Annotated in this window: 16 protein-coding genes and 2 riboswitches; of the genes, 13 read left to right on the top strand and 3 right to left on the bottom strand. The window is 64.9% G+C overall.

The features are described from left to right. Positions 1-74: 74 nt before the first annotated feature. The gene (locus RR51_RS16460) at positions 75-809 is read right to left on the bottom strand and encodes a peptidase C39 family protein (RefSeq protein ID WP_013971993.1); all 735 of its coding nucleotides are present in this window, start codon (positions 807-809) and stop codon (positions 75-77) included. A 165-nt stretch (positions 810-974) separates the two neighbouring features. Here RR51_RS16460 and RR51_RS31250 point away from each other — a divergent pair, with 165 nt between their 5' ends. Further along, positions 975-1,151: a hypothetical protein gene (locus RR51_RS31250; RefSeq protein ID WP_015269782.1), complete on the top strand. Its 177-nt coding sequence runs from the start codon at positions 975-977 to the stop codon at positions 1,149-1,151. 131 nt (positions 1,152-1,282) lie between these two features. On the opposite strand, the gene RR51_RS16455 is transcribed toward RR51_RS31250, so the two are convergent. Both RR51_RS16455 and RR51_RS16450 read right to left on the bottom strand, forming a co-directional pair. Further along, positions 1,283-2,035 (bottom strand): TerC family protein, encoded by a 753-nt coding sequence (locus RR51_RS16455; protein ID WP_003260907.1) that lies wholly within the window; start codon positions 2,033-2,035, stop codon positions 1,283-1,285. Positions 2,036-2,063: 28 nt separating this feature from the next. Then, positions 2,064-2,303: a hypothetical protein gene (locus RR51_RS16450; RefSeq protein WP_015269781.1), complete on the bottom strand. Its 240-nt coding sequence runs from the start codon at positions 2,301-2,303 to the stop codon at positions 2,064-2,066. 134 nt (positions 2,304-2,437) lie between these two features. Between RR51_RS16450 and nhaR the strand changes: the two genes are divergently transcribed. From nhaR to RR51_RS16390, 12 genes are all read left to right on the top strand, one after another. Beyond that, positions 2,438-3,331, top strand: a complete 894-nt coding sequence (gene nhaR, locus RR51_RS16445) for a transcriptional activator NhaR (protein ID WP_013971990.1) — start codon at positions 2,438-2,440, stop codon at positions 3,329-3,331. 35 nt (positions 3,332-3,366) lie between these two features. Next, positions 3,367-3,574: riboswitch (cobalamin riboswitch) on the top strand. A gap of 109 nt (positions 3,575-3,683) precedes the next feature. Then, positions 3,684-5,810, top strand: coding sequence for a TonB-dependent receptor (locus RR51_RS16440; protein WP_039614111.1), 2,127 nt, complete (start codon positions 3,684-3,686; stop codon positions 5,808-5,810). Between the two features lie 203 nt (positions 5,811-6,013). Beyond that, complete coding sequence (locus RR51_RS16435; protein WP_039614110.1) at positions 6,014-7,180, top strand: DUF1624 domain-containing protein; 1,167 nt, start codon at positions 6,014-6,016, stop codon at positions 7,178-7,180. A 28-nt stretch (positions 7,181-7,208) separates the two neighbouring features. After that, positions 7,209-7,406: riboswitch (cobalamin riboswitch) on the top strand. 111 nt (positions 7,407-7,517) lie between these two features. Further along, a complete protein-coding gene (locus tag RR51_RS16430; protein WP_013971987.1) occupies positions 7,518-8,528 on the top strand; it encodes an ABC transporter substrate-binding protein in 1,011 nt (336 codons plus the stop codon). Then, on the top strand, positions 8,528-9,544 hold the full coding sequence (locus tag RR51_RS16425) for a FecCD family ABC transporter permease (protein ID WP_013971986.1): 1,017 nt from the start codon (positions 8,528-8,530) through the stop codon (positions 9,542-9,544). Before RR51_RS16430 ends, RR51_RS16425 begins: the two co-directional genes overlap by 1 nt. Further along, a complete protein-coding gene (locus RR51_RS16420) occupies positions 9,541-10,329 on the top strand; it encodes an ABC transporter ATP-binding protein (RefSeq protein ID WP_039614109.1) in 789 nt (262 codons plus the stop codon). Before RR51_RS16425 ends, RR51_RS16420 begins: the two co-directional genes overlap by 4 nt. A gap of 16 nt (positions 10,330-10,345) precedes the next feature. Further along, positions 10,346-11,686 (top strand): OprD family porin, encoded by a 1,341-nt coding sequence (locus RR51_RS16415; RefSeq protein ID WP_039614108.1) that lies wholly within the window; start codon positions 10,346-10,348, stop codon positions 11,684-11,686. A gap of 110 nt (positions 11,687-11,796) precedes the next feature. Then, positions 11,797-12,276 (top strand): hypothetical protein, encoded by a 480-nt coding sequence (locus RR51_RS16410; RefSeq protein ID WP_003260897.1) that lies wholly within the window; start codon positions 11,797-11,799, stop codon positions 12,274-12,276. Between the two features lie 78 nt (positions 12,277-12,354). Then, a complete protein-coding gene (locus RR51_RS16405) occupies positions 12,355-13,926 on the top strand; it encodes a sensor domain-containing diguanylate cyclase (protein ID WP_039614107.1) in 1,572 nt (523 codons plus the stop codon). Positions 13,927-14,154: 228 nt separating this feature from the next. After that, entirely contained in the window at positions 14,155-14,931 is a 777-nt protein-coding gene (locus RR51_RS16400) for a ParA family protein (RefSeq protein ID WP_039614116.1), read from the top strand. Between the two features lie 83 nt (positions 14,932-15,014). Beyond that, positions 15,015-15,425 carry a DUF2946 family protein gene (locus RR51_RS16395; RefSeq protein ID WP_013971980.1) on the top strand — a complete coding sequence of 137 codons (411 nt, stop codon included), beginning with the start codon at positions 15,015-15,017 and terminating at the stop codon, positions 15,423-15,425. 70 nt (positions 15,426-15,495) lie between these two features. Further along, entirely contained in the window at positions 15,496-17,646 is a 2,151-nt protein-coding gene (locus RR51_RS16390) for a TonB-dependent receptor (RefSeq protein WP_039614106.1), read from the top strand. Positions 17,647-17,811: the final 165 nt, after the last annotated feature.

Below are 17,811 nucleotides of genomic sequence, written 5' to 3'. Positions count from 1 at the left end.
ACATCACTGGACCTGAGGGCAGCGGGTTTCCTGTGGGAGCGGGTTTACCCGCGAAAGGGCCGGTACAGACAAAGCTATTTGTTCAGGCTACTCACAGCCTGCTTCGCCGCAATCTCCTGCCCCGCCCGGGCCAGTTCATCGGCAGCCTGCAACCAGCGCTGGCGGTCCACCTGGGCTGGCAGCTGCCGAGGTGGCTGCACCAGCACCGCCCAGCTCCCAAGCTTCGCCCACGCCGAGGCAAAGTCATCGAACGCCATCAACTGCCGCCGGTGCATGCCCGAGCGCAACAGCACCCGCTGCTTGTAGCGGTCGTAGCCGATCAGCACGGCGTAGCGCGGCTCGCTCCACCAGGCCGAACCATCCTCGTAACGCAGCAGCACCGGGTTGCCCGCCGCCACCTGGGTCAACAGCGCGTCCAGCTGCTTGTCCAGCGGATACACCACCATGCCGTAGTCGCGCGCCACCCGGGGGATGCCGGTGTCCAGCGCCTCGGCGCCCTGCGGCAGGTTCAGCGGCTTGTCCAGCAGCCCCGGCGTGATCGGAGCCCCCTGTTGCGACAGCACCGCCGCCAATGCCATGGCCCCGCTGTGGTTGGCGTTGCCACGGTAGAACGGCACGCTGCTGATCTCGACCCGCTGCGGCAGGCCCTTGAGGTTGCCGGAGGGTGCGCTGGCGCAACCGGCCAGGCTGGCTGCAACCAGGCAGGCAGCCAGCAGCCGACGAGGGATGGTCTTGAAGGAAGGTTGCTGCATGGACACTCGCTTGCTCCAACGCCGGGCAGGCAGCGCCCGGCTCTGGCCACCGATCATAGGTCGGACAGCGGCGCGGGTATAGTCCGACACCGCTTAGGAGCAAATCGGACCAAGCAATAGACCTTTGGTCAATGGAACGTCACAGGCGAAAGACTAGACTAAAGCAGTGTCTGGAAGGCCAGCGTCGGCGACCGAACGCGGCCCGTAGAGATGGAGGCACAGATGAGCCTGACCATGGCAATCCTCATGCTGGTTGGCATGTGGCTGAGCGTTGCAGCCGCCATGCTATGGGGTGTACTGCGTATCGTGCGGCGTCATTCCCACCACCACCTGCCACCGCAGGCCCCCGCCAAGCCACAGCCTGTGCGCCGGTCGCGGCGGCATGCCGGGGTGCACTGATTCAGAGATTTCCGAGGCCCATTCGCGGGTGAACCCGCTCCCACAAGGTCCTGCACTGCCTTCAGAAACGGCGGGGACCTGTGGGAGCGGGTTCACCCGCGAACGGGGCGCAAGCGCCCCGCTTTTTCACATCAACCTTCAGCCGCCTCACGCTTCAACCGCGCCCGACGGGCCAGGATGTTGAGGATCTCGATCGCCGTCGAGAAGGCCATGGCCGCGTACACATACCCCTTCGGTACATGGGCGCCGAAACCTTCGGCGATCAGCGTCATGCCGATCATGATCAGGAAGCCCAGGGCCAGCATCACCACGGTCGGGTTGTCGTTGATGAAGTTGGCCAACGGGTCGGCGGCCACCATCATGACGATCACGGCAGTGATAACGGCAATGATCATGATAGGCAGGTGCTCGGTCATGCCCACGGCGGTGATGATGCTGTCGACCGAGAAGACGATGTCCAGCAGCAGGATCTGGAAGATCGCCGCGGCAAAGCCCAGGGTAACCGTCGACGACACCTTGGCTTCTTCCTTGGCCCCGTGCGGGTCGACGTTCTCGTGGATTTCCTTGGTCGCCTTCCACAGCAGGAACAGGCCACCGGCAATCAGGATCACGTCCTTCCAGGAGAAGGCATTGCCGAACACTTCAAACACCGGGTCGGTCAGCTGGACGATCCAGGCCACCGTGCTGAGCAAGGCCAGGCGCATGACCAGGGCCATGCTGATACCGATACGGCGCGCCTTGGAGCGGTATTCCACCGGCAGCTTGTTGGTCAGGATGGAGATGAAGATCAGGTTGTCGATGCCCAGCACGACTTCCATGGCCACCAGCGTAGCCAGGGCAACCCAGGCGGTAGGGCTAGCGACGAGTTCCAGCAAGTATTCCATTGTTCAAATCCTGCAGCAGCGGTTGGGGTCAGATTTCCTGGGTGTCTTCTTTGTTGTCGGCGTCCTTGGGCTTTTGCCCTTCGCTGCCGATGGCCTCGCTCAACGCCTGCTGTGCGGCCTTGTTGGTGTCGTCGATGGCCTGCTTGGCCGACTGCGCGGCCTGGTCGAGCATCTGCTGGGCGGATTTCTCGGCCTGCTCGCAACCGGCCAGGGTGAACAGGGCCAAGGCCAGCACCAGCGGCGTGCCGATGGATTTTAGTTGCAGCATGGGTTCCTCGCTTTTCATGTTCCGGCGGCGCACACGGCGCCTGATGGAGTCGCATTCTAAAGAGTGCAACACATCCGGAAAATTCGTATTTTCAGCGGTTATACTTCGGTTTTTACGAATCCGGAACGATACCGATGCTCAACTATCGGCAGTTGCACTACTTCTGGGCCGTGGCCAAGACCGGCAGCATCGCCCGCGCCAGCGAACAGTTGAACCTGACCCCGCAAACCATCAGCGGGCAGATCAGCCTGTTCGAACAGACCTACGGCCTGGAGTTGTTCCAGCGCGTGGGGCGCCAGCTGGAACTGACCGAAACCGGGCGCCAGACGCTGATCTATGCCGAGCAGATGTTCCAGCTGGGAAGCGAACTGGAGGCCATGCTGCGGGCCGGCCCGCAGGAGCAGATCCTGTTCCGCGTGGGTGTGGCGGACGTGGTACCCAAGTCCATCGTCTACCGCCTGCTGGCACCGACCATGGAGCTGGACGACGTGCTGCGCATCAACTGCCGCGAAGACAAGCTCGAACGGCTGCTGGCCGACCTGGCGATCCAGCGCCTGGACCTGGTGATTTCCGACAGCCCCATGCCCAGCCACCTGGACATCAAGGGCTATAGCCAGAAACTGGGCGAATGCGGGTTGAGCTTCTTCGCCACCCCGGCGCTGGCACACCGCCTGGAAGGCCCCTTCCCCGCCTGCCTGCAGGATGCGCCATTGCTTATCCCCGGGCAGGAAACCGTGGTACGCAGCCGCCTGCTGCGCTGGCTGGGTGAGCAGCAGGTGCAGCCACGAATCGTGGGCGAGTTCGATGACAGTGCCTTGATGCAGGCATTCGGGCAGTCGGGCAGCGGCATCTTCGTCGCTCCCAGCGTGATCGCCGAGGAGGTGTGCCGCCAATATGGCGTGGAGCTGATCGGGCAGACCGAGGCGGTGCACGAGTCGTTCTATGCCATTTCGGTAGAGCGCAAGGTCAAGCACCCGGGGATCGTGGCGATTACCGAGGGGGCGCGACGAGAGTTGTTTCATTGGTAGCAGGCAGATTTGACGCCTCCCGCGTTTCAATGGTCATATGCCCGCCAGTTTCAGGTGCCCTGCGCCGCCGCGCGCAGGGTGAAACGGGAAGCCGGTGCGTCGTGTTGCCCACGACAAGTCCGGCGCTGCCCCCGCAACGGTAAGCGAGCGAACCCTTCGAGATACCACTGTGCACTTGCATGGGAAGGTGAAGGTTTCATGCCCCTCGCAAGCCCGGAGACCGGCCTGGAGCTTCACTTGGCAACCCGCGGTGGGCGGGCGCAGGCCGGTATCCGTGCGTGCGCCTGCGTGCACGGTGCGCCTTTGCGTGTTTTCCACCGGGATCCATTCATTCCTGCAGTAGTGGAACGACATGTCCCGTATCTTCAAGCTTCACCCCTTGGCGGCCTGCCTGGCCGTTTCCCTGCCGGCCCTGGCCGATGACCTCGAGCGACAACCACTGGCCCTGCCCTCCACGGCCATCACCGACACGCTCGACAGCCACGCCATCGACCTGGCCACACCGACCCAGGCTGGTTCGCGCCTGGGCCTCAGCGCCCTGGAGACACCGGCCAGCACCAGCAGCATCAGCGCCGAGCAGATCCAGCAGCGCAACAACCTCACCGTGCAAGACGCGGTGACCCGCTCACCAGGCATCAGCTACATCGGCTCACCAGGCGACGGCGGCACGGGGTTGTCCGCCCGCGGTTTTACCGGGCACGGCTCGGTGATGACCTTGTTCGACGGCGCACGCCTGTACACCGGTGCCGGCACCCAGACGTTCCCGGTCGACCCGTGGATGGTCGAGCGCATCGATGTCATTCGCGGCCCGGCCTCGGTGCTGTATGGCGAAGGCGCCACCGGGGCGGTGGTCAACGTGATCCCGAAAAAGCCGTTTGCCGGCGAGGTACGCAACCACCTGCGCCTGGGCTACGGTTCGTGGGACCGCCAGCAGCTCGGCCTGGACAGCGGCGGCAGCCTCGGTGAGCGCCTGAGCTACCGCCTGGCCCTGAACCAGCAAACCGGTAACGGTTGGGTCGACCGCACCCCGTCACGCAGCCTGGCGCTGAGCGCCGCGCTGCGCTTCGATGCCAGCGACGACCTCAGCTTCACCCTCGCTCACGACCGTGGCGATGCGCAGCCTGCCAACTACTACGGCTCCCCGCTGATCGACGGCCACTACCGCAGCAGCCTGCGCAAGAAGAACTACAACGTGCAGGACGACGTGCAGCATTACGTCGATGAATGGACCCGCCTGAATACCGACTGGACGTTGAACGATCACCTCAGCGCCAGCAACCAGCTGTACTACATCAAGAGCCGCCGTCACTGGCGCAATGCCGAGGAGTACAGCTGGGATGCAGGGCGCCAGCAGTTGCTGCGCGGCAGCTATCTGCAGATCAAACACAACCAGGAACAGTTCGGCGACCGACAGGCCTTCACCCTCGACCACAGGCTGTTTGGCCTGGCCAGCAAGACCGTGGTCGGCGCCGAGTACAACAAGATCCGCTTCAACGTCGACAGCAACGCGCCCTACAACGATGTGGGCGGGGACTACGTCGCCCCGTGGCAGCCGCAACCAGGCTGGTTCCACAGCGCCTCGCCGTTACGCCCGCAAACGCTGTCCACCACCCACACCTTTGCCCTGTTTGCCGAAAACCGCCTGCAGTTGAGCGATCGCCTGTCGCTGGTCACCGGCGTGCGTCGCGACCAGAACCACATCGACCAGGAAAAACTGACCACCGACAGCCGCAGCGACCGCAGCCTGCAAGGCGGCAACTGGCGTGCCGGGCTGGTGTTTGCGGTCAGCGACGACCTGTCGCTGTATGGCCAGTACTCCACTAGCGAGGATGGGGTCGACAACCTCATCAGCCTCAGCGCCAACCAGATGCACTACGACCTGACCGAAGCCAGGCAGACCGAAGTGGGCCTGAAGCAGCGCTTCTGGGAAGGGCGTGGCGAATGGACATTGGCGGCCTACCACATCGTCAAGAAGAAGCTGCTGGTGGATGACCCGATCACCCACGAGAAGCAACAGGCTGGCCAGCAGACGTCCGACGGCCTGGAGGCAACCCTGGAACTGGCGCTGGCGCACCAGTGGCAGGTGTCGGCCAATGCGGCGATCGTGCGCGCAAGGTACGACGACTTCAACGAAATGGTCGGCGGCGTGGCGCAGGACCGTGCGGGCAATCGCCCGGCCAATGTCCCGCGGCGTACCGCCAACCTGTGGCTGAGCAAAGGCTTCGGCCAGCGGCTAAAGGCCGGCATTGGCGCGCGTTATGTGGACGAGCGCTATGCCAATACCGCCAACACCCAGAGCGCCCCCGGCTACACCGTGGTGGATGCCGACATCGGCTGGCAGGTGTTGCCGGATGTGCGGCTAGGGTTGCAGTTGAACAACCTGTTCAACCGTGAGTATGTGCAGTCGGCGTTCAGTGGCCAGCAGTGGCTGATGGGGATGCCACGGTCGTACTTTGCGACGGTGGATTACAGCTTCTGATCTGAACTGCCTGCACCGGCCTCTTCGCGGGTAAACCCGCTCCCACAGGGATATCACAGAATTCAAATACGGTGAGGTACCTGTGGGAGCGGGTTTACCCGCGAAGAGGCCGGCACAGGTAGCACAAAAACATCTACCGCCCCGTCACGCTTTAGTTATAAGATAACGTTTCAGTTGACATCCATTCCTATCAGCGACCTCCCATGACAAGCGCCAGTGCCACCCCCACCCTGCTCACCCAGCGCCTGCAGAGCATCGACGCCCTGCGCGGCCTGGTAATCCTGTTCATGCTCCTGGACCACGTTCGTGAAACCTTCTTTCTGCACCGCCAGGTCAGTGACCCGATGGCCATTGATACCACCGAGCCCACGCTGTTCTTCAGCCGCACCCTGGCCCATCTGTGCGCGCCGGTGTTCGTCTTGCTGACCGGCCTTTCAGCCTGGCTGTACGGCGAGAAACACCAGGGCCGCGGCGATGTCTCGGCGTTCCTGTTCAAGCGCGGGCTGTTCCTGGTGGTGCTGGAGTTCACCCTGGTCAATTTCGCCTGGACCTTCCAGCTGCCGCCCAGCGTCATCTACCTGCAGGTGATCTGGGCCATCGGCGTGAGCATGATCGCCCTGTCGCTGCTGGTGTGGTTGCCACGTGCCGCCCTGATCGCCGTGGGCGCAATCATCATCGCCGGCCACAACCTGCTCGATGGCCTGCACTTCGGGGGCGAATCCGCCCTGCACGTGCCATGGGCGATCCTGCATGACCGGGGCTGGCTGGAGTTCTCCGAAAGCCTGCGCCTGCGCACCTCCTACCCGGTGCTGCCGTGGATCGGTGTCATCGCCCTGGGCTACGGCCTGGGCCCTTGGTTCGCCCGCGCGAGCGAGGCCGGCCAGCGTCAGCATCGCCTGCTGCTGGCCGGGCTGATCGCGTTGCTGGGCTTTGTCGTGCTGCGCGTGGTCAACGGCTACGGCGAGGCGCCGTGGAGCGCTTACCCGACCGTCACGCAAACCCTGATGAGCTTCTTCAACATCACCAAGTACCCGCCATCGCTGCTGTTCCTGGCCCTGACCCTGGGCTGTGGCCTGCTGTTGCTGCGCGCCTTCGAACGCGCCGGCCAGGCCCGCTGGATCAGTGCCCTGGCGGTGTTCGGCGCGGCACCGATGTTCTTCTACCTGCTGCACCTGTATGTGCTGAAGCTGCTGTACCTGGCCAGCGTGGCGCTGTTCGGCCGCAACCATGGCGACTACTTCGGCTTCGATGGCATCGCCGCGGTGTGGCTGGGGGCAGTGCTGCTGGCAGTTTCGCTGTACCTGCCGGTGCGCTGGTTCGCCCTCCTGAAGGCGCGGCGGCGCGACATCACCTGGCTGAAGTACTTCTGAAAAGCGTTTTCACCCGGCGGCACGATGGTCTACCATGCCGGCCGCCGGTTTCCACCACGGAATCAATAGGGAATCCCAGGCCCGCCAATTCGGGCCAAACGGAACTGCCCCCGCAACTGTAGGTGCCGAGCCTGCTCCATCAATGCCACTGGGCCACGAACCCGGGAAGGCCGGAGCCAGGCCATGACGCACCAGTCAGGAGACCTGCCGGCCTACATTCACCAACCGGCGGGGTGTCCGGGATTGGCCATCAGTGTTGCCCCTGCCGCCAGCTGGGGCTCGGCGATGCCTGTCCGTGCGTTCCTCACCCGAACTGTCCGATAGGAGATCGCCCAGCATGCTGCCCCGTTTTGCCACCCTGCTCGCCGGCCTCGGCCTCACCGGCCTGGCCCAGGCTGCTGCCACCCACTACCCGCTGACGGTCGACAACTGCGGCAAGCCGCAAACCTTCGCCCAGGCGCCGCAACGCGCGGTCACCATTGGCCAGGCCAGTACCGAGATGCTCTACGCGCTTGGGCTGGGCGACAAACTGGCGGCCACCTCGCTGTGGTTCAACAATGTGCTGCCCGAGTACCAGGTGCAGAACGCCAAGGTGCCGCGCCTGGCCGACAACGAGCCCAGCTTCGAGGCGGTAGTGGGCAAGCGCCCGCAACTGGTGACGGTGCAGTTCGAATGGATGGTCGGTGCCCAGGGGGCGGTCGCCACCCGCGAACAATTCGATGAACTGGGCATCCCCACCTACCTGCTGCCGTCCGACTGCGAAGGCAAGGACAACCTGGTGGGCGCCGATGGCACCCGCCTGCAGGCGTTCCAGGTCGACACTATCTACAAGAGCGTCAGCCAGCTGGCGGCAATCTTCGACGTGCAGGACCGTGGCACGGCCCTGAATGCCGAGCTCAGAGGCCGCCTGGACAGTGCCAAGGCGCAATTGGCCGACAAGGACCTGTCTGCCACCTCGGCGCTGTTCTGGTTCTCCAGCGCCGACCTGCACATCGACCCCTACGTGGCGGGCCGCCAGGGGGTCGCCGATTTCATGCTGCGCACCCTTGGCGTGCGCAACGTGGTCGAGTCCAGCGAAGAATGGCCGACCGTAGGCTGGGAAACCCTGGCCAAGGCCAACCCCACCTGGCTGATCATTGCCCGCATGGACCGCCGCCGCTACCCCGCCGACGACTACCAGAAGAAGCTGGCATTCCTGCGTAGCGACCCGGTGACGCGCAACATGGACGCGGTGAAGCACGACCGCATCATCATCCTCGACGCCGACGCCATGCAGGCCGGGATTCGCTTGTTCAGCGGCCTGCAGACACTGGCCGCCGCCTTCGCCAGCGGCAAAGCAGCCCAGTGATGATGCGCCTGCTACCCTGCATCGCCGTTGCCCTGGCCGCCCTGTTGGCGGCCCTGCTGGCCGGCACCGCCATCGGCGAAACCAACCTGTCGCCCGGCGTGGTCGGCCAGGTACTGGCCAACCACCTGTGGCAGGCCGGCTACCCGGTCGACCCGATCGACGCCGGCATCGTCTGGAACTACCGCCTGCCCCGCACCCTGGTTGCCGCGGCCTGCGGCGCCGGCCTGGCCACCTGCGGCGTGATCCTCCAGGCACTGTTGCGCAACCCGTTGGCCGAGCCTTACCTGCTGGGGCTGTCTGCCGGCGCCTCGACCGGTGCGGTGCTGGTGGGCCTGCTGGGCTTCGGCAGCCTGGCGCTGAGCATGTCCGGCGGCGCGTTCATCGGCGCCCTGGCAGCGTTCGCTTTGGTACTGTTGCTGGCCCGGGCAGCCGGCCCCAGCAGCAACAATGCCCAGGTGATCCTTGCCGGGATCGCCGGCTCGCAACTGTTCAACGCCCTTACCGCCTTCCTCATCACCATGTCGGCCACCGCCGAGCAGGCGCGCGGCATCCTGTTCTGGCTGCTGGGCAACCTCAGTGGCGTACGTTGGCCTTCGGTGTGGCTGGCCGTGCCAGTTGTACTGTTCGGGCTGTTGGTGTGCCTGTGGCATCGCCGTGCCTTGGATGCCTTCACCTTCGGTGCCGACTCGGCGGCGTCGCTGGGCATCCCGGTGCGGCGTACCCAGTTGCTGCTGATCAGCTGCGCGGCGCTGGTGACCGCCGTGATGGTGTCCATCGTCGGCGCCATCGGTTTTGTCGGGCTGGTGATCCCCCATGCCCTGCGCCTGCTGCTCGGCCCCGGGCACAGCCGCCTGCTGCCCGCCAGCGCACTGGGCGGGGCACTGTTTCTGATTGCCGCCGACATCCTGTCGCGCATCTTGATCCCTGGCCAGGTGATCCCCGTGGGCGTAGTCACAGCGCTGCTCGGCGCACCGGTCTTCGCGCTGATCCTGGTCAGCCGCCGGGGGCGCCCATGACGGTCATGACGGCGCTACAGCTGGCCCCCTTGAGTTGCCAGAACCTGGGGCTGCAACTGGCCGGCAATACCGTGCTCAGCGATATCGAACTGAGCGTTGTCGCCGGTGAAACCCTGGGCGTCGTCGGCCCCAACGGTTCCGGCAAGTCCTCGCTGCTGAAGGTGCTGGCCGGGCTGCGCAAGCCAGGCAACGGCAGCGTGCAGTTGCTGGGCGAACCGCTGGCACAGTTGCCCCGCCGCCGTGTCGCCCAGGCCTTGGCGCTGGTCGAACAGCAGGCCGACACCCTCGATGCGATCAGCGTGTTCGATGCCGTTGCCCTGGGCCGGACCCCCTGGCTGTCGGTGCTGGCGCCGTTCTCCCGGGAAGACCGTGCGATCGTCGAGCAGGCCCTGGCCGACCTCGACGCTTTGCACCTGCGCGCACGCCTTTGGGGGTCGCTGTCCGGGGGCGAGCGCCAGCGGGTGCACATCGCCCGAGCCCTGGCACAGCGGCCGCAGGTGCTGCTGCTGGACGAGCCGACCAACCACCTGGATATCCAGCACCAGCTGAGCCTGTTGCAACAGGTGCAGGCCCTGCCGGTAACCACCCTGGTGGCCCTGCACGACCTCAATCAGGCGCTCACCTGCGACCGCGTCGCGGTGCTCGACAAAGGCCGCCTGGTCGCCCTCGGCAAACCGCTCGAGGTGCTCACACCCGAGCGCCTGCTGAACACTTTCGGCGTGCACGCCCACTACCTCATCGACCCCTTCGACGGCGCGCACATCCTGCGTTTGCACGCCCCCTGAACAGGAAGTTCTGCCTATGCCGCGCCCTGTCGCCCTGCTGCTCGCCAGCGCCCTGCTCGCGCCCCCTGCGCTGGCCGACTCCGCCCAATCGCAAAGCAACGGTTTTGTCGAGGATGGCCGCTGGAGCCTGCTCAACCGCAGCGTATTCGACCAGCGCGACTACAAGCATGGCGGGCGCAACAGTGCCGGGCGCAACGCCTACAAGCCGCGCGATGAACGTAGCGGCAAGGCCGAGGAATGGGCCTATGGCCTGATGGGCACCTTCCGGTCCGGTTTCACCCAGGGGCTGATCGGTGTCGGGGTCGACGCCCACGCCTACCTGGGCGTGCAACTCGACAGCGGCGGCGGGCGCGTGGGCAAGGCACGCTTGCTCGGGGTGGATAACGAGGGGCACCCGAAGAACGAATACAGCCGTGCCGGCGCAGCATTGAAACTGCGCATGGCCGATACCGTGCTGTCCTACGGTGAGCAACGGGTCAAGACCCCGGTGTTCAGTTCATCCGACAGCCGCCTGCTACCCGAGACAGCGACCGGGTTCTTCCTTGACAGCACCGAGTTCGACGACCTCAGGCTGGTGGCCGGGCACTTCAATGAAGACACCGACCGCAATGCATCCAGCCACGACCAGGGCTTCGTGGTGAACTACTCCAATGGCCGCCAAGGCAACAGCTTCGACCTGGCCGGCGTGGTGTGGAACCCCGGCGCCGCCTTCAGCGGCAGCCTGTACACCTCACGTTACCAGGACAGCTGGAACCAGCATTACCTGGGCAGCACCCTAAGCCATGCCCTGGATAAGCGCCGCAGCCTCACCCTCGACCTCAACCTTTACCGCACCACCGACACCGGCAAGGCGCTGTCCGGGCGCATCGACAACACCACCTGGAGCCTCGTCTCGCGTTACGACCATGGGCCGCACGGTTTCAGCCTGGGCTGGCAGCAGGTGGACGGCAACACGCCATTCGACTACGTGACGCGAGGGGCGATCTTCATTGCCAACGCGGTGCAGATGTCGGACTTCAACGCGCCGAACGAAAAGTCGTGGCAGGCGCGCTATGACCTGAACATGGGCGCCTACGGCGTGCCGGGGTTGAACCTGACGACGTTGTACGTGCGTGGGTTCGATATCGACGGTACCCATGTCGACCCTGCGGGAGGGTATGCCTACCTGGGGTATGGCAAGGGGGGCAAGCATTGGGAGCGCGACCTGGAGGCACGCTATGTGGTGCAGAGCGGCAAGGCCAAAGGCACCGCGTTTTCGCTGCGGCATAACGTGCATCGGGGCAATACGGCGCAGGCGGAGCTGGATGGGGACCAGATACGCTTGGCGGTGGAATGGCCGTTGGGGGGTGGGTTCTGATGTATCGCGTTGCCTGAAAAATCCTGGTGCCGCGCAGCGGCCCCAAAATCCATCTGGCGACCACAACTGCCGTATAATCGGCAGCACTCACTGCCCAACCAGGCCACACCATGCCCCGCCTCCAGAAGTTGCTGCTGCCCCTGCTGCTGACTGCAGCCCTCACCGCCTGCGACCAGAAACCCTCCCGCGAAGAACAGATTCTGGCCCAGCTGCCGCTGCAGGATGCCTACACGCACAACATCGAGCGCATGGCCGCGCTGCTCGGCCGCACGCACCCGCAGCTGTCGCAGGCGACCATCCAGGGCGTGCTGCGCAAGCACCTGACGGTCGAGGACCAGCGCCAGGACCTGTTCCGCCTGTACAGCGAAAAGAACTTCAGCGATGCCGAGTTCGCCACCATCGTCGAGGCAACCCGGGACCCGGCGAAGGCCCGCGCCCTGGAAGACACCGAGGCCGGCAAACGCCTGAGCGAGAAGCTCACTGCCCTGATGCGCGAATCGGCCCGCGACGCAAAGGTGCAGGCCTTGGCGCAGCAGCGCATGCAACAGGTTGAAGACGAGCTGGACGCGCTGGAAAACGCAGGCTCCTGAACGCAGTTCCCCACTGCGCCCATAACGCGTAATGTTGCCCACATTTCGTAGCCGGTTTTTGATCACTCGAGGTCAGGATTGTCACACACCAAGCACGGATTGCGCCTGGATCTACGCACACTCATTCTGGTGCTTTGCGCCCTTACCGCCGTGGTGATGCTGTGCGCCAGCTATTTCGCCAGCTACCGGGTGCAACGCCAATTGCTGATCGACCACGCCCTGGAAGCCAACCGGGTGTATGCGATGAAGCTGGCCAGCATTACCGAGACTTTTATCGGCAACGCCTTGCAACAGCTGTCGTTCAGCGCGGGCGTGCAAGGCCGCCAGCTGGGTGACGCCGTCGCCCTGCAGGCGGAGGCCGAGCGTGTCCTGAGCCAGAGCATGGCCTTCAATTCCACGTTCGTGATCGATGCCAACGGGGTGCTGCTGGCGGTTTCTCCCGCCCCCTTGCGGCACCTGGTCGGCAGGCACATGCATTCTCCCGGTGTCCAGGAGGCGCTACAGGCGCGCCGCCCACTGGTGTCGACGCCCTACATTTCGGCGGCCAACAACCTGGTGGTGGCGCTGTCGCAACCCATTTACGACAGCAACGGCCGCTACCTGGGGTATGTCGGCGGCAGCCTGTACCTGCGTGAACGCAATATTCTCAACAGCCTGCTGGGCGAGCATTTCTACAAGGACGGTTCCTACCTGTACGTGGTCGACCGCAACCGCCGTCTGCTGTACCACCCCGACAGTCAGCGGGTGGGTACGGTGGTTGAGGGCAATGCACTGATCGACCAGCTGGCGGGCCTGGGCAATGGTACCCGGCAATTGACCAACAGCCTCGGCGTGGAAATGCTCGCCGGATACGCCACCGTGCCCAGCGCCGGTTGGGGCGTGGTGGCGCAGCAGCCGCTGACCCAGACGGTGATGCCGCTGAGCCATCTGATCCTCAACGTGGTCGGCACCTCCGCGCCGTTGGCACTCGTGGGCAGCATGCTGCTGTGGTGGCTGGCCATGACCATCGCTCGGCCGCTGTGGCAGCTGGCCGCCGGCGCCCGCTCGATGGATCGGGCCGGCACTGCCGAACGCCTGCATCGGGTACCGGCCTGGTATTTCGAGGCGGCCGAGTTGAAGCGTGCGCTGCTGTTCGGGCTGAACCTGCTGCATGAACGCATCGGTCGGCTCAACCGCGACGCCCAGACCGACCCGCTGACCGGCCTGGGCAACCGCCGCAGCCTGGAGTTCAGCCTGTCGTTGCTGGAAGCCGAAGGCCGGCCGTTTGCGGCCATCGTGCTGGATGTCGACCATTTCAAGCGGGTAAACGACTGCCACGGGCACGAGGTGGGTGACCAGGTGTTGCGCCGGTTGGCGGAGCTGATGCGCCGCTGCTGCCGCGAGGGTGACCTGCTGTGCCGCACCGGCGGCGAGGAGTTCCTGATGCTGCTGCCGGGGGCTAGCCTGGACGTTGCGGCAGGGGTGGCCGAGCGGCTGCGGCTAACGGTGCAGGATACGCCGGTGGAGCCGGTGGGCGCGGTGACGGTGTCGCTGGGGGTGGCGCATTGGGATGGCGAGGCCGAGAGCGAACCGGGGGATGCGTTCAGCGAGGCTGACCGGGCGCTTTACCGGGCCAAGCAGGAAGGGCGCAATCGGGTGGTTGTTGCCTGAGCGCCCTTGTTTGCCTGTTCCGGCCTCTTCGCGGGTAAACCCGCTCCCACAGGTACCCCGCAGCCCTCAAGGGCGGTGCATAACCTGTGGGAGCGGGTTCACCCGCGAAAGGGCCGGAACACACAATAATGAATGGGCAGGTTGTAACATTCATTGTCATGAAACTGTCTTGTTCCAGTCATAGGATTGACCCCAACCTGACATTTTCACTTCATGGATGAACGTCTGATGCGTCGTGTGGTTTTCAATCAGAAAGGTGGCGTCGGCAAGTCCAGCATCGCCTGCAACCTGGCCGCAGCCAGTGCCGCCGAAGGCTACCGGACCTTGCTGGTCGACCTCGACCCGCAGGCCAATGCCACCTACTACCTGACCGGGCTGGTCAATGACGCCATTCCTTCCGGCATCGCCGATTTCTTCCGCCAGACCTTGTCGCCGGTCACCGCTGCCGGCAAGAAGCACCGGGTGGCGATCACCGAGACCCGCTACCGCAACCTGCACCTGGTCACCGCCAGCCCCGACCTCAGCGACCTGCAAGGCAAGCTGGATCGCAAGTTCAAGATCAACAAGCTGCGCAAGCTGCTGGTGGAACTGGGCGAGGACTACGAGCGGATCTACATCGACACCCCACCGGCGCTCAACTTCTATACCTTCAGCGCGCTGGTAGCGGCCGAGCGGCTGTTGATTCCGTTCGACTGCGACAGTTTCTCGCGCCAGGCCCTGCATAACGTCATGGCCGAGGTTGAAGAACTGCGCCAGGACCACAACCCGGCGCTGCTGGTGGAAGGTGTTGTGGTCAACCAGTTCGCCGGGCGCACCGCACTGCACCAGACCCTGGTCGAGCAATTGCGCAGTGAGGGCATGCCGGTGCTGCCGGTATACCTTAGCCATTCGATCAAGATGCGTGAGTCGCACCATACCTCGGTGCCGCTGGTGCACCTGGCGCCGCGGCACAAATTGGCGCTGGAATTCGTCGATTTGCTGGATGTACTGGAGCGTGCGGCCTGACAGAACCCCGGGGCGCAAAGCGCCGCAAAATATCAAGGCCGAAGCACTACCCGACCGTTCGTCCGGGTGGTAGATTCGCCGCCATGAAAACCACCCGGCACACCCGCACGCTGACCGCCTGGACGCTCTACGCCAGCGTCCTGTTCAGCCTGGTTCTGTGTGGCCTGCACCATGGCCAAATGGGTGGCCTGCGCCTGGCCGGCCTGGAAGGCGGTTTCTGCTCGATCAACAGCGAACACGGCGTAGCCATCGACCTGGAAGGCGCTGGCGGCGACCAGCACATGGCCCAGCTCGATTGCCCGGTGTGCTCCTCGTTCGGCCTGGCCGTGCCGCTCAGCAGCAGCGGCTGGTCGTTCACCCCGGCGCAAGCCGTGGCCACCTCGCCCATCGTGGTGCGCAGCTGGGCGCAACCGCCGCCGCGTTATCAACGCCCCGCCCTCAACCCCCGCGCCTCCCCTGCCACCTTCCCCGCAGCCGTACCTCATTTCGCCTGACCTCAGCCGGGCGCGCCTGACTGCGCGCGCTCGCGGTCAGCCATGACCTTTGCGTGGAAGACACACCAACATGCTTCGCAAAACCTCCCTGGTGCTCCTCATGGGCACCTGCAACCTTGCCTGGGCGGATGCTGCCCCGGTAGAACTGAGCGCCACCACCATCGACGGTGAACGCGACGCCCCCAGCGGCGTGCAACTGGACGAGCCGATCCGCACTGGCTCGCGCCTGGGCCTCACCGCGCGGGAAACGCCAGCCTCGGTCAGCGTCTCGGACCGCCGCCTGATCGAAGAGCGCGGCGCCAAGGACAGCCAGGACGTGATCAACGCCATGACCGGCGTCAACGCCTCGGCCAACCCGGGCTTTGGCGGCTTCGTCGCCTACCGCGGCTTCACCCAGAACCAGGTCACCCAGTTGTACAACGGCATCAACCTGGGCTATAGCAGCGCCACCCGGCCAGTGGATGCCTGGGTGCTCGACCGCGTCGAACTGATCGGCGGGCCGTCGTCGTTCCTGCATGGTGCCGGTGCTGTCGGCGGCTCGATCAACTACATCACCAAGTTGGCCAGCCGCGATCAGCAGACCATCGACGGCCGTATCCGCCATGGCAGCTTCGACGACAGCGAAGTGGCGTTCGGCATCAACCAGGCTCTGGCCAGCAACCCCGCCGATGCCCACCACTTCATGCGCCTGGACTTCAGCCGCGGGCAGGGCAACGGCTACATCGACCGCAACGAACGGCACACAGACAGCCTGGCTTTTTCGTTGCTGAGCGACCTCACGCCCAACCTCACCCACACCCTGGCCCTGGAATACCAGGAAGACCGCGAAGACAGCCCTTACTGGGGCTCGCCGATCCTGCCCGGGCGCAGCACGATGAAGATCGACAACAGCCGCCGCTTCGAAAACTACAACGTCGGCGACGGCCGCTATGAGCAGCGGGTACGCTGGCTACGCTCGATCCTCGACTACCAGCTCAGCGACAGCACCAGCGTGCAGAACACGCTTTACCACTACAACGCCCAGCGCGACTACCGCAACCTCGAACGCTACAGTTACACCAGCGATGGCAAGGTACGACGCAGCAGCCCTTACCTGCAGCGCCACGACCAGAACCTGCTGGGCGACCGCATCGAGCTGCGCCACGACAACCAGCTGTTCGGCCTGGCCAGCCAGTGGTCGCTGGGGCTGGAGTACTCGCGCATGCGCCAGACCCTCTACCCCACCTCGAGCAGCTGGAGCGACGTGGTCGATGCCGAGCACTTCGCCCCCGGCAGTTTCGACGACATCCCCGGGGTGAATGCCGGCCTGACCAAGCATCGCCGCCACGAGGTGACCAACCGCGCGGTGTTTGCCGAAAACCGCCTGCAACTCACCGAACGCCTGGCCCTGCTGACCGCCCTGCGCTACGACTACCTGGACATGCAGGTGACCAACTACGGCGCGGTTACGCCAACCTCACCGGCGTTCTTCGAACGCCGCTGGGAACCGCTTTCCGGGCGTATCGGCCTGACTTATGCGCTGACCCCGTCCGCCAGCGTCTATGCGCAGTACAGTACCTCTGCCGACCTGCCGGCAGGCTCGCTGGCGGCGGCGACCTATTCCAACGTCGGGATGTTCGACCTGTCCAAGGGCGAGCAGTGGGAAGTGGGCAGCAAGTTCGACTTTCTCGACGGGCGCGGCGCGGCAACGCTGGCGCTGTACCAGATCGTGCGCAAGGACTTTGCCGTGCGCGACTCCAACGACGCCAACCTCACGGTCCAGGCAGGGCAGCAGACCTCCCGCGGCGTCGAGCTGTCCGGGCGCCTGCAGGTGACGCCGAAGCTGCTGGCCGAGGCCAACTATGCCTATGTCGATGCGCAGTACGACGAGTTCAACGAGGCGGTCAACGGCGTGTCGGTATCGCGCAAGGGCAACGCACCGGTGAACGTACCGACCAACGTCGCCAACCTGTGGCTGACCTACAACCTGACCCCGGCGTGGTCGGTGGGGGCAGACGGGCGCTACGTGGGCTCGGTGTATGCCGACAACGCCAACAGCCTCAAGGCCCCGGCGTACACCCTGTTCGGCGCGTTCGCCCGCTACCGGCTGGATGAACACACCACGCTCACCGGGCGGGTACGCAACCTGACCGACGAGGTGTATGCCAAGCAGGCCTACAACAGCCAGTACTACATGGGGCCGCCGCGCACCTTCGAACTGGCGCTGGACATGCGCTTCTGAGTGCATGGCCCTATCGCCGGCAAGCCAGCTCCCACAGTTACTGCACAAGCCTAGGGTGCGGTGCAAATTCTGTAGGAGCTGGCTTGCAGGCGATAGGGCCACCAGGGGCAGCCCATCATGTTCGGTTGAATCAGGTATCCCGAGGTCGCCCTCGACAAAGCGTCC

This window comes from Pseudomonas sp. C5pp, assembly GCF_000814065.1.
In the GTDB taxonomy this organism is placed as follows: domain Bacteria; phylum Pseudomonadota; class Gammaproteobacteria; order Pseudomonadales; family Pseudomonadaceae; genus Aquipseudomonas; species Aquipseudomonas asiatica.
This window is presented reverse-complemented; position numbering and strand designations above follow the sequence as displayed.